Source organism: Methylobacterium sp. GXS13 (assembly GCF_001455965.1).
GTDB lineage: Bacteria > Pseudomonadota > Alphaproteobacteria > Rhizobiales > Beijerinckiaceae > Methylobacterium.
Map to the genome: position 1 here is coordinate 47,448 of NZ_LKKO01000023.1, position 12,553 is coordinate 60,000.

The 12,553-nt window shown below is 64.7% G+C and carries 7 protein-coding genes and 3 pseudogenes; 5 read left to right on the top strand and 5 right to left on the bottom strand.

Annotation, left to right across the window (positions count from 1 at the left end; translation table 11 throughout):
• The first annotated feature begins 10 nt into the window (after positions 1-10).
• From AO398_RS07790 to AO398_RS29310, 3 genes are all read left to right on the top strand, one after another.
• Positions 11-676, top strand: a complete 666-nt coding sequence (locus AO398_RS07790) for a response regulator transcription factor (protein WP_058191491.1) — start codon at positions 11-13, stop codon at positions 674-676.
• A 1,078-nt stretch (positions 677-1,754) separates the two neighbouring features.
• Complete coding sequence (locus tag AO398_RS07795) at positions 1,755-3,155, top strand: DUF2254 family protein (protein WP_082643174.1); 1,401 nt, start codon at positions 1,755-1,757, stop codon at positions 3,153-3,155.
• 115 nt (positions 3,156-3,270) lie between these two features.
• Positions 3,271-3,486, top strand: a complete 216-nt coding sequence (locus tag AO398_RS29310; protein WP_244498696.1) for a DUF808 family protein — start codon at positions 3,271-3,273, stop codon at positions 3,484-3,486.
• A 410-nt stretch (positions 3,487-3,896) separates the two neighbouring features.
• Here the strand turns inward: AO398_RS29310 and AO398_RS28180 are convergent.
• The 4 genes and pseudogenes from AO398_RS28180 to AO398_RS07815 all read right to left on the bottom strand — a co-directional run.
• Positions 3,897-4,403: pseudogene (locus tag AO398_RS28180) on the bottom strand (integrase core domain-containing protein); the annotation flags it as partial.
• 65 nt (positions 4,404-4,468) lie between these two features.
• Positions 4,469-4,624: pseudogene (locus tag AO398_RS28185) on the bottom strand (IS630 family transposase); the annotation flags it as partial.
• 131 nt (positions 4,625-4,755) lie between these two features.
• Positions 4,756-5,061 (bottom strand): DUF3862 domain-containing protein, encoded by a 306-nt coding sequence (locus tag AO398_RS07810; protein WP_058191495.1) that lies wholly within the window; start codon positions 5,059-5,061, stop codon positions 4,756-4,758.
• A 73-nt stretch (positions 5,062-5,134) separates the two neighbouring features.
• A complete protein-coding gene (locus AO398_RS07815) occupies positions 5,135-6,343 on the bottom strand; it encodes an efflux RND transporter periplasmic adaptor subunit (protein ID WP_058191496.1) in 1,209 nt (402 codons plus the stop codon).
• A gap of 136 nt (positions 6,344-6,479) precedes the next feature.
• Here AO398_RS07815 and AO398_RS07820 point away from each other — a divergent pair, with 136 nt between their 5' ends.
• On the top strand, positions 6,480-9,629 hold the full coding sequence (locus AO398_RS07820) for an efflux RND transporter permease subunit (protein ID WP_058191497.1): 3,150 nt from the start codon (positions 6,480-6,482) through the stop codon (positions 9,627-9,629).
• A 302-nt stretch (positions 9,630-9,931) separates the two neighbouring features.
• Positions 9,932-10,924 (top strand): DUF808 domain-containing protein, encoded by a 993-nt coding sequence (locus AO398_RS07825; protein ID WP_058191498.1) that lies wholly within the window; start codon positions 9,932-9,934, stop codon positions 10,922-10,924.
• 199 nt (positions 10,925-11,123) lie between these two features.
• Here AO398_RS07825 and AO398_RS29315 read toward each other — a convergent pair.
• A pseudogene (locus AO398_RS29315) lies at positions 11,124-12,117 on the bottom strand (integrase core domain-containing protein).
• Positions 12,118-12,553: the final 436 nt, after the last annotated feature.

Genomic DNA, 12,553 nt, shown 5'->3' on the forward strand with positions numbered 1-12,553 from the left:
GAATAGCATCTTGGATCGCATCCGGGTCGTTCTGGCTGACGACCACCCTATCGTCCTGGCCGGGATCCGAGCATTGCTCGCCGCCGACCTGGACATCGTGCTCGTCGGTGACGCCACCTGCGGGAGCGAAGCCTTATCGCTCATTCATGCCGCAAAGCCCGATGTGGCCGTGATCGACATTTCGATGCCCGGCCTCAATGGACTGGCATTGACGGAACGGATCTCGGTTGAATGCCCGGGAACCCAGGTGCTGGTTCTCACGGTTCATGAGGACGCTGCGTACGTCCAGCCCCTCTTGCGGGCTGGTGCGCGGGGGTATCTGCTGAAGCGCTCAGCGGCAGAGGATCTCCTTCGCGCGCTGCGGGCGGTCGCGGCTGGCGGCCTGTACCTGGACCCATCCATTGCGGGCCATGCACTTGCCGACCAGCCTTCGGCCAAGAGCAGCGTTGGGGGCGGCCAGGGGCGGGAGACCCTCAGCCCGCGCGAGACCGCAACGCTCCGATTGATTGCCCAAGGGTTCAGCAACAAGGAGATCGCGCATCGCATGGAGGTCAGTATCAAGTCGGTCGAGACCTACAAGGCGCGCGCTGCCGAGAAGCTCGGCTTGAAGACGCGTGCTGAGATCATCCGCTACGGTGCGGCCCATGGCTGGCTTGATGCGCTGACGCTGCGCTAGGCCCCGGAACGCTATCAGCCCGGGTCCATCTACTCAGAAACCCCGGCTCTGTAGGACTTTACCTGACAAACCCGGCAGGAACCCGCTCGTTGTAGAAATGTTCGATCGCCAGTCCTCGCGGACTTTTCCGCGGACCTGGGAGCAATACGATCTATGGCGATCAAAATGTTGACCGCAGCAGCCGGTCTGATCCTCCTTGCTGGTGTCTCCGCGCCGGCCTCTGCCGGAGAGACCGATCACGGCGTCCGGATGACCGGCGCACCGACGACGTGGGTGCGGATGAGCCGTTACCGCAAGAATGCACATCGCGCGCGCATGCCGCGTAACGGTGCGGGCACTGCATCTTCCTCGGCGCCAAACGGCGTTGGATATGGCATGGGCCCGACCGGGCAGCCGAGTGGCGTGAAGTAACGCACGCCCTTTTCTACACGCGCACCGTCACGAGGACTGTTCCGGGTTGGAACTCCGTACCTCGTCTCGGTGCGCCGTCGCAATCTGGGAAGCTCCACGGGAACCGGATGTTTCACGTGGGGCTCCGAGATCAGCCCGTCAAAGAACTAACCGACGCGATGTCTTCCGTGCACGTCGCGCATCGCAGATCGTCAACAGTTCATTCAAGGAAATCTGATGCCTCGCGTTCGACACGGGCACGGCCTGCCAGGCGCCTTGCGGGCGTTCGGCGTCCTCGGGGTATGTGTCACGATGGTGTGTGGCACGGCGCAGGCGCAATCCGTCAAGAGCCGCATCGACCAACCGACACCGGCCACTTTGCCCCACGGGACCCATCACACTGAGAGTCCGGTCTCTCCGGACGATCAGCATACGGGTCGCGTTGCTCCGCCAAGCGCAATCAAGTCGTCGACCGATGTGATCAAGGGAGGCTCCCTCCAGGGCGGGGCCGGTAGCGGCAAAGTCAACCCGATCGAGCACCTGCCGAAAGACATGCAGCGCTGATCACCCCGCTCCCACCTGCGCGCTCAACCGCTGGACGGGAGCGGGCACTTCTGAGGGGCGCCGGTCCTGTCGAGCGAGGCGCCCGGGTGATGCACGAACTCCAGACCGATTCGGTGATCGTTCGATGAGCCATGCACACCATGCCCGAGATGGTATCCTCGTGGTCATCCGTCGGTCATTGCGGGAGTTCATTGGCCTTCCGCTGCTGGTCGTGGCCGCGTTCCTTAGCCTCTTCGCGCTGACCTATCTCTTGGACGATCTTCTTTGGAACCAGCCTGGGGCGGAGCCGCTGCCCTGGCTGGCCCACGTCCTGGGCGAGACCTCTGCCATCGGGAGCCTGCTGAGCACGATCGCCTCCGGCATGATCACCGTGACGTCGATCACCTTCTCGCTCTTGCTGATCGCCGTTCAGCAAACTGCCTCCACGCTGTCCACACATGTCTACGACCAGTTTATCCAGCGCCGCTTGAATAAGCTCAGCTTCGGCTTCTTCGTCGGGCTCAGCATCTTCGTCCTGCTGATGCTGGGCAGTGCGACGCCCGGACACAAGCCGGTAATCGGGGCTTTGCTTTCGCTCGTGATGACCCGGGCTGCTCTGTGCTTGGTGGTCATTCTGATCTACAGCACCATTGATCAGATGCGACCGTATTCGGTGATCACCACGATCCATGATCATACGATTAAAGCGCGCGCGGAGGAGCGGCGCCTGATTGAGCGTCCGCGTCGGGCACCGCGAGATGACCTGTCGTGGTCGCGGACCGTCCGAACGGACACCTATGGCGTGGTCTGCGACATCGACGTCTCAGCCCTGGAGCGATCTGCGTTGGATCATGACGCCGAGATCGAGTTCATCGCACGCATCGGGACCAACCTGGCCTTCCACGATCCCTTTTACCGTCTGCACGCCGCCCGTCCTTTGACGGTCGACGCTCAAGCTGCCCTCGATGCCGCAATCGACAAAGCCGTCACGATCGAGCCGCGACGGACGACCGATAAGGATGCGGGTTTCGGGATCGAGCAGCTTTACTCGATCGCCTGGACCACAGCATCGACATCGAAGCAGAACCCGCAGCCCGCGATCCTCGTCTGTCACTGTTTACGCGATATCATCGCACGCTGGAGCCACGCGGATCCGATCTCCGAGCGTCCCGCGTCACGCATCATCTACGTCGACAGAGCAGTGGAGGACGCTGTTCGCGCGATTGCCTCGATCGGTGTCGTCACGTCGGAGAGCATACAGAACACCGTCGTCGCGGAGGTCTGGCGGACCCTCGCGACACTCATCGATGATGTGCCTGCCGAACGATTGCCGGCTCTGAAAGACACGGTCCGTCGGCTGCTGCCATCCCTAGGGGATCATGTGCTCACGTCCGACTTGGAGGAGGAACTGATCCGATGTCAGCTTGCCCTCAAGGCCAGAGGTGAACCGCATACGGCCGCCGAGATCGGCGAGGCGACGGGCAAGCTGGCAGAGAGCATCGGCGCGCTGAATTCACGCGGGACGCGCGTGCCCGCGGGCGCCTGACAGAGGGATTGGCACGGCCGTGCGTTCGCTCCGTTTGCCCATGAGGGAACTGCAGGATCTTGCGGCCAGCGGGCGAGCCTTCCTTCGCGGTCTCGGTCGCGGCGTGGCCCACGGCATGCCGATCCTGCTCAGGCTTCCGGCCATCCTCGGGACGGCTTCGATGATCTGGGTCGGCGGCGGCATCCTGATGCACGGGCTGGTGACCTACGGGTTGTCGGCCCCGGCCCACGCCGCGCACGAAGCCGCATTCAGCGCGGCCTCGTATGTTCCGTTTGCCAAGGGCTCGGTTGCGTGGCCGGTCACCGCGATGGCGCCGGCGCGATCGGATTGACAGTCGGCGCTCTGTTGATCCTGCCGATGCGCTTCGTCCTGGCCCCGGCGTGCCAATACCTGTCCGGCTTGTGGAGGCAGGACGCTCGAACACGGGTCGCGGTCGAATTACCCAGCGGTCGACGATCGGCCCGACTTCAAGAAATGCGGTACGGCGCTCGACAAAAGACTTCCCAATGTCGGCTTTAAATCTTTCTGTCTGGCGTTCTCGATAATCAACATAGATGTAGTTTTTACTATCTTTTTTTAAAGTCGCCGGACTATGTGGGAGAAGGGCCAAATATAAAATTGCTAGTTCTGTTGACTGAATTGGTAATTTTGATTGGGCTGGATGTCACGCGGCTGCATGGTAGCGGCCCTGGGTCGCCGGAGGGGCAAATCTGGGCAACTGACATGCCCAAGCGGGAGGTTACCCAGCGACGAATGTGGTCGGACGCAAGTGCACGTGTTCTGCCACTGACCGATTCCGATCTGCGCCTCCTTGACCGAGTATAAGATCTCCTGGCGTAGGCACTCGTCGCGCAGTTTGCCGCTGAAACGCTCGCAATACCTGAACCTTTTACGGCGATCCGGGAGCGATGGACTGGACTTGCAAGCCTACGTCGGCTGCCCATTTGGGCGACGACGTTGAGCTCATCTCGCTGCGAGGTCCTTCAGTTCCGGACCATTGTCGCGGCGGATATTTTACGGGTTGCCGTGGAGGCACATCGCCTCCGCCTGGGCCTCGATCACGCCGAGGCTGTTGATGCGCCGCGTGACCTTTAGTGCCAGGTACGCCCGGCTGTGCGCATCGATCAGCATGCGCGGGCGCCGGCCGTCGTGGGTCTGGGCCTGCACGAAGTCGAAGCTCCAGACGTGGTTGCGGGGGAGCGGCCGCAGGTGTTTGCCCGAGCCGTCGTTCAGCCACATGCGGCTGCGGGTGCAGCCTACGATTCCAGGTGCTGCACTTTGGAGCCGCAGCAAATGCGTTTGGGTGCGAACGTGATCTGTCCGCCCTGTCGGAAGCGCCCATGCAAACGGACCGCGCTGGCAGCCCCGACCCCGAAGCGTTTGGCCGCCTGACGCGACGTTGGATCCGCTTCAATCGTGGTGGCCACACGCTCGCGCAGATTGATCGACAGGGCTGAAGGCCTGGCAATCTACTATTATGAGCTCATCCATTGGCTCTTAAGCGAGCCAGATCACCCACCCCAACAGCATCGATCTGCCAGCGCACAGCTCTAGTATTTTTCCTCCTGATCGCCATCGAATACATGGTCGGAGCCAAATTTTATTGCAGTCCGAGTTGCGACTTGCTCGTGAGCCGATCGTTGCGGAAGGACAGAGCGAGATTCGCGCCGGTGCGGCCAGTGCCGCGCCAGAAATACGTTGCCCGCCGAACCTTGCCGATGGTCATATGGGTCATCCGACGGCCCGGGCAGCCGAGGATTTTCTCGGCGTGACGGTAGCTCATCCCGTGCTTCAATGCCGCATAGGCCTCGTGGGTGACGCGGCACTCCGACTGGCGTGCGCTGACGGACGGTCCGCCAAGGGCGAGGAGAGCGGCGGCGGCGAGGGCAAGACGAAGCTTCGACATGGAGGACCGGTCCGGTGACGACAGGATCTATAAACGTCGCGGAGACGGCGACGAATCGCGCGACGAAACATTCTCAGCCAGGTTCGCCCGACGCCGGCGCATCCGCACCCGCCTTGCCATCAACCTTGACGTCCCCCGCCGGCTGGGTGACGACCTTCAGGTTCTGCCGCATCTCCTGGAGATGATCCACGACCACTTGGTCGCCGTCCGAGAGCCCGTCCAGAATCGCGGTGTTCTCGCCGTAGGTGTCCCCCGTTGTGACGGGCTTCTGCTGAACCTTGCCGCTCGCATCGACCGCGTAGACGATCTGTTGGGCGAGCTGCGAGTCGAGGGCGGCGGTCGGCACCAGGAGTCTCTCCTTCGTGCCCGTCCGGATGCTGGCGCGGACGAACTGGCCGGGCAGGAAGCGCTCGTCGTCGTTCTGCATCAGGGCCCGGACGAGGCGTCGGGCCGTCCGGGGATCGAACCGGTTGTCGAGCTGGTAGATCTTGGCCTCCCGCACCGGCTTTCCGTCTTCGCCGAGCACAGAGACGGTGACGCCTCCATCCCGCATCGCCGCCCGGACCGCTTCCGAATCCTCGGACGACAGGGCCATCTGGATGTCGATGGGATCGAGCTGGACGACGGAGACCAATTGGGTCTGGTTCTCGATGACGAGATCGCCGGGATTGATGGTCGACAAGCTGGCGCGTCCGTCGAACGGAGCGTTCACAACCGCGTAGTCGAGATTGAGGTTCTGCCGGGCGATGGCGGCCTCCGCCCCCTGCACCTGCGCGACCGCCGAGGTCCGGTTCGCCTGGAGTTGCTGGAACCGCTGCTCGGTGGCGTAGCCCTTGTCGGCCAGCGACTCGGTGCGGTCCACCTCGGCCTGGGCGAAGGTGAGCTGGGCCTCAGCCTGGGCCTGCTGCGATTTGGCGGTCTGCAGGGCCACCTCGAAGGGCCGCGGATCGATGCGGAAGAGGATCTGCCCTTTCTTGACGTGGCCGCCAGGCTCAAACGGGCGCTCCGTGACGTTACCGGTCACCCGCGCCTGCAGAGTGGCATCCTGCTGGGAGATGATCGTTCCCGTGTAGGTAAAGGCGATCGGGACCTTCACCTTGCGGACGGTGACGACCCGGACCTGCAGCGGCGGCTCGGCCGGCTCCTTAGCCGCCGTCTCGCCCAGGAACGGCAGCGCAGCAACGATGTGCTCCGGCGAGGGCCGCCCGGCCGCGTACCAGCCCCCCGCACCGGCCAGGATGACCAGCCCCACCCCGACACCCACCTTGACTGCTGTCCGCACCGCTGACGCTCCCGAGACCGACGGCGCCGGCCCATGAGATCGCGACAGTCCGGCGGCAGAGGAACACGCTTACGGGCCAGACGTTGCAACGCCGCCGCCACGATGCTGGCTCACGACCGGAAGCCCCGACCTTCGCATGTTCGCCCGCTTCGTCGATCGGCCGGTTCTGGCCGGCGTCATCTCCGTGCTGATCACGCTGATCGGCGCCGTCGCCGGCCTGACCTTGCCGATCGCCCAGTTCCCCGAGATCGCCCCGCCGATCATCAACATCCAGGCGACCTATCCGGGGGCCAGCGCGCAGCAGGCCTACGAGGCCATCGCGATCCCGCTGGAGCAGGAGATCAACGGGGCGCAGAACCTGCTCTACATCAATTCGACCAGCAACACCGACGGCAGCGTCAGCATGGACGCGACCTTCGAGGTCGGCTCCGACCTCGACGCCGCGGCCGCGGAGGTCCTGACCCGCGCCAACCGGGCGGAGGCCAAGCTTCCGCCTTCGGTCAACGCGCAGGGCCTCGAGATCACGAAGAGCTCGCGCCAGCGGCTCGGCAATATCGTCCTCTACGCGGAGGATGGGGCGCCCTACGACGAACTGTTCCTGGCCAACTGGGCCGAGACGCAGGTGATCAAGCCGCTGCGCCGCGTTCAAGGCATGGGCCGCATCGTCAACTTCTCGAACAAGCGCTACGCGATGCGGATCTGGCTGGATCCGCTGAAGATGGAAGCGCTCGGCATCAGCCCTGGCGCCGTCACGACCGCCATCTCCCAGCAGAACGCGCAGATCACCACGGGCACCCTCGGCAAGCCGCCGGTCGATCAGGCGACCGCCTTCGAGTTGCAGCTTGTGACCCAGGGTCGTCTGCGCCAGCCAGAGGAGTTCGGCAACATCCTCCTGCGTGCGAATCCGGATGGCTCTGTGGTCCGCATCCACGATGTCGCGCGGGTCGAGCTGGGCTCGGAGCAATACGGCGTCCGTTCGAGCTTCGACGGGGCCCCCTCGGCCACGCTCGGGCTCTACCAGAACCCGGATGCCAACGCCGTGCAGGTGATGGACGGCGCCCGCGCCACCATGGCGGACCTCGCCAAGCGCTTCCCGCCGGGCTTGAAATACAAGATCGCCCTCGACCGCACCGAATTCGTCAAGGAGGCGATCTTCGAGGTCGTGCGCACCTTGTTCGAGGCGCTCGTCCTCGTCGTGATCGTCACCTACCTCTTCCTACAGAATTGGCGTGCGACCCTCATTCCCGCCATCGCGGTGCCGGTGGCGCTGGTCGGCACCTTCGGGCCGATGGCCCTGCTCGGCTTCTCGTTCAACACCTTGAGCCTCCTCGGTATGGTGCTGGCCGTGGGCCTCGTGGTCGACGACGCGATCATCGTCGTCGAGAACACCGAGCGCCTGATGGACGAAGGGATGGCGCCGCGCGAGGCCTCGCGCGAGGCCGTGACCGAGGTCGCCGGGCCCGTCATCGCCACCACCCTGGTCCTGGCCGCGCTGTTCGTCCCGGTGGCCTTCATCCCCGGCCTCACCGGCAAGCTCTACAACCAGTTCGCCCTGACCATCGCCATCTCGGTGATGATCTCGGCGGTGGTCTCGCTGACATTGACCCCCGCCCTGTGCGCGCTGATCCTCAAGCACCGCGAACCGGACGCGAAGGATGAGAGCCGCTGGCGGGCGCCCCTGCGCTGGTTCAACGCCGGGCTGGAGGGCGCGAGCCGCCGCCTCGTAGCCGCGATCGGCTGGCTGACGGGCCACGTCGCCCTCGTAGCGATCGTCTTCGTGCTCTTCGCCGCCGTTACCGTGTGGATGACCATGCAGCGCCCCTCCGGCTTCGTGCCGGACGAGGACCAAGGTTACTTCTTCGCCGACGTGGTTCTGCCCAAGGGCGCCGCGGTGGCACGCACCGACAAGATGGTCGACCGTGTCGGCGAGGCCTTGCGCGCGATTCCGAGCGTGGAGCACACGATCGGCGTGACCGGCCGCAGCATCCTGGCCGATGCGATCGCGCCGTTCTACGGCTTTCAGATCCCGACGCTGAAACCTTGGGGTGAGCGCGACCAGAGCGTGAACGACGTCATCGCTACGGTCCAGAGGCGCTTCAAGCACGACCCCGATGGCCAGATCCGGGTGGTGAATCCCTCGCCGCTGCCCGGGCTTGGTTCGCGCAGCGGCCTCACCCTGGAACTGCAGGACCGGAGCGGTGCCGGGGGCCTCAAACTCGCCGAAGCCGCCCAGCGCTTCATCGCCGAGATGGAAAAACTGCCCTCGGTCGGGCGCGCGATCCCGACGACCAGCTACGGCGTGCCGCAGATGCGCCTGGAGATCGACCGGGCCAAGGCCGAGCAACTCGGCGTGCCGCTCCAGAACCTGTTCGACGCGCTGGGGACCTATGTGGGTTCGACCTTCGTGAACCTCTTCAACCGCTTCGGCTACGTCTACCAGGTCTACGTCCAGAGCGAGGCCTCGGGACGCCGGACGATCGAGGATGTCGAGGCGCTGACCGTGCTCAACAACAGGGGCGAGCCGGTCCGCGTCGGCTCACTGATCCAGACGCATTTCGTCACCGGCCCGACCGCGGTCCTATCCTACAACACCTACCCGACCATCGAGATTGCCGTGGACACGGCGGCCAACGCCAGTTCCGGCACCGCCATCGCGGCGATCGAGGCCCTGGCCGATGCCAAGCTACCGTCCACCTACGCGGTGGAATGGACCGATGTCGCCTACCAGGAGAAGATCGCCGGCGGCTACGCGCCGCTGATCTTCGGCCTCGGCACGCTGATGATCTTCCTGTTGCTGGCCGGGCAGTACGAGTCCCTGCGCCTGCCTTTCGTGATCCTGCTCGGGACGCCGATCGCGATCTTCGGCGCGGTGGGCTTCCTCGCCATCCGTGGCCTCGCCCTCGACATCTTCGGGCAAGTCGGCCTCCTGCTCCTGGTCGGGCTGGCAGCGAAGAACTCGATCCTGCTCGTCGCGTTCGCGGAGGACCTGCGCAAACAGGGCGAGGACGTGCTCCAGGCCGCACAGGATGCAGCGCGGCTGCGCATGCGCCCGATCCTGATGACGTCGTTCGCCTTCATCATGGGCTCGGTGCCGCTCGCCATCGCCAGCGGTGCGGGTGCCAATGCCCGGGTCTCGATGGGAACCGTGGTGATCGGCGGCCTGCTCGTGGCAACCTTCATTACGCTCTTCGTGACGCCGACCTTCTACGTCGCCTTCGAGCGGCTGCTGGGCAAGCCCGCCGCACCCCAGGAGCGGGATGGCCCCGCACCTCAGCCCGCCGAGTGAACCGCTCAATCGAACGATCGATCGCGATGGAGCGAATCAAGCTGGTTTTGAGCTAAGCGCATACGCCCCATCCAGCCCCGTGGCTCTCGGAGGGTTACGGCTGAAGATCCGGCAGCAGCTTGAGAGCCGACGCCGAACAATGCCGGCATCCGGTCTGCGATGCGACAGATCCAGATCCGGGGTCGTTTCGCTTCAAGGCACGGGTTTTCGGCGATCCGGCCGCCTCGATCGTCGGGTGTGACGGATCAAATCCGGCCGCGGATCGTCTGTCTGGCGGACTCATTGCTGACGAGGAAAGACCTGTGAGCGTTGGATTGATCGCCCTCTTGGACGATGTCGCGTTCATGGTGAGGACGGCGGCGGCATCCCTGGACGACGTCGCGGGTCAAGCCGCTAAGGCCGGGACGAAGGCGGCCGGCGTCGTCATCGACGATGCCGCGGTCACGCCGCGCTACGTCGTCGGTTTTGCGGCGGAACGCGAACTGCCCATCGTCGGCAAGATCGCCCTGGGATCGCTCCGCAACAAGCTCCTGTTCCTGCTGCCGGGCGCCCTTGCGCTCAGCGCCTTCGCACCTTGGGCGATCACCCCGCTCCTGATGCTGGGCGGTGCGTATCTTTGCTACGAGGGCACCGAGAAGGTCTACGAGGCTCTCTTTCCCCATCGCGCGCACGGGCACGAGGCTGAAGTCCAGGGCGGCACGGGGACCGATCAGGCCCTGGAAGACCGGCGCGTGGCGAGTGCCATCAAGACCGACTTCATCCTGTCGGCCGAGATCATGGCCATCACCCTGGCCGCCTTGCCGGAGGGCAGCTTCTGGATGCGGGCGGCCGTCCTGGGCATTGTCGCCGTGGGCATCACCGCGGGCGTCTACGGCGTGGTCGCGCTGATCGTGAAGGCCGACGATGCGGGCCTCGCCCTTGCCCGCAGCACGGCTCGGCCGCCCTTCGGCAGCCTCATCCGGGGTCTCGGTCGTGGCGTGGTCCGCGGCATGCCGATCCTGCTCACGCTCCTGGCCATCGTCGGAACGGCGGCGATGATCTGGGTCGGCGGCGGGATCCTGATGCACGGGCTGGAGACCTACGGCCTGTCGGCCCCAGCCCACGCCGTGCACGAGGCCGCATCCAGCGCGGCCTCATATGTTCCGTTTGCCGGCGGCGGCGTCGCGTGGATGGTCACCGCGATGGCGTCGGGTTTGATCGGATTGGCAGTCGGCGCCCTGTTGATCCCGCTGTCGCGCTTCGTCCTGGGCCCGGCGTGGCAATACCTGTCAAGCTTGTGGCGGAAGAGCAAATGACGTCAGGTCGTGGAAGAAGTTTAAAGTGATCGATAAATGCCTCGATACTGATGTCTATCGTCACCTGAACCATCTCATGCAGCCTGCGTTTTGTGCCTCCGATCCGACGAGCGCTGATGCTGAGCGACGCGCAGCGGGTTGCTTTGGAGCCACCTGAGCCGCGTCGGCCAAAGGCGAAGACGCCGTCACCTGACCGGTTTTATGAACCGAGCCGAGGGAGAACCTCCTGCATGGCCGTCGCCATAAGTAACCGGAAGGCCAAATCTGGGAAGCTGACAAACGCGGGTGGTCGGTAGCCGAGCGCCGCATGTGGCCGGACGCGGTTGTAAGTGTTCTGCCAGAGAGCGATTTTGGCCTGTGCTTCCTTGAGCAAGTAGAAGGTCTCCTGTCTCAAGCACACGACGCGCAGCTTGCCATTGAAGATCTCACAGTACCCGCCCTCCCACGGTGAGCCTGGCGCGATATGCGGAATTTGCAAGCCAGCTTTGGCAAGCCACTTGCGCAGTGCTTTGGAGATTATTTCAGGGCCATTGTCGCAGCGGATGTGCTCCAGGATGCTGTCGGTCGTCAGATGATTCGAGACGAGCTGGGACGCTCAGGAACGGATGCTTTGATCCATCTGGATTGGCCACGATGTAGGCCGGGCTGGTGATCAGATCCTGGACTTTGGGCGAGCGGTAGACGGTCGCCTCCGAGACGAAGTACCGGCGCTCGTCGGTGAAGCCCACCGCCAGCTCGCGCGGGCTGAGCTCCGGCTGCTCCAGCGCGAGGGCGACGATCTGATCGCGAACCTCGGTCGGCAATCGGTTCCACACCCGGCTCGGCCGCTTGGGGCGGTCGGCCAGGGCTTCGGGGCCACCGCGGCTGTCGGCGTCGCACAAGCGGTAGAAGGTGGCGCGCAGGATGCCGAGCTTGTCCTGTGCGGTGCGCACCGGCAGGTGGGATTGCTCGACCAGCCGGATGATCTCCAGCTTATCGGGGGCCGTGTCGCCGGCCAGCCGCATCTTGCCGGCTTCCAGGAACTCCTTGTGCCAGCCGTCGTGCATCGCGTTGGCGATGCTGTCCTCACCGCGCAGGCCTTCCAGCACGATGCGGATCGTCTAATCGGACGAGAAGTGTCGGCGCGTGGCGCGGCGGATGTCCTTGATCACGGCCTCTGCCGGCTTCGGCGCCGGCCCGGATGACTGCTTCATCGTCGCTCCTGGGGCTACGATGAACCAGACATCCTCCGTTCGTGACGGCTCTCAACCTGCCTCAAAAGTGTTGACGGCGCACATACGATGAGTGCCGTCCCATACCGCCCCGCGGTGGCTGACGCCCCACGGTTTCACTTTGGCAGCGGCGCACAGGCCGCCGAATGAGACGCGGAGCTTTACCATCCGGCCGATGAAGGTCCGGAGGCCGCCCACCAAATCGACCGTCGGCGCGAACAAGGGCGGCAGCGTCGGGGCGTTCAAGCTGCCCGAGACCGTCGCATCGCGCTGAAGCGTCCTCACCGGACGCTGGAAGGCATCCCACCGCCAGCGTACAGGCCTCGTCCCGCGGGTCGGGCGCGCTCATGTCCCGGATACGAGCGGTCCCTCAACATCCGCTTGCACCCCGGGGCCGCTTCGATCAGTTTTCACGAAT

What these genes read in the sequence shown, in the direction of transcription:
- AO398_RS07795 (WP_082643174.1), top strand. Translation starts at nt 1,755, where the DNA reads ATGAGCCATGCACACCATGCCCGAGATGGTATCCTCGTGGTCATCCGT.
- AO398_RS07810 (WP_058191495.1), bottom strand. Translation starts at nt 5,061, where the DNA reads ATGTCGAAGCTTCGTCTTGCCCTCGCCGCCGCCGCTCTCCTCGCCCTT.
- AO398_RS29310 (WP_244498696.1), top strand. Translation starts at nt 3,271, where the DNA reads ATGCCGATCCTGCTCAGGCTTCCGGCCATCCTCGGGACGGCTTCGATG.
- AO398_RS07820 (WP_058191497.1), top strand. Translation starts at nt 6,480, where the DNA reads ATGTTCGCCCGCTTCGTCGATCGGCCGGTTCTGGCCGGCGTCATCTCC.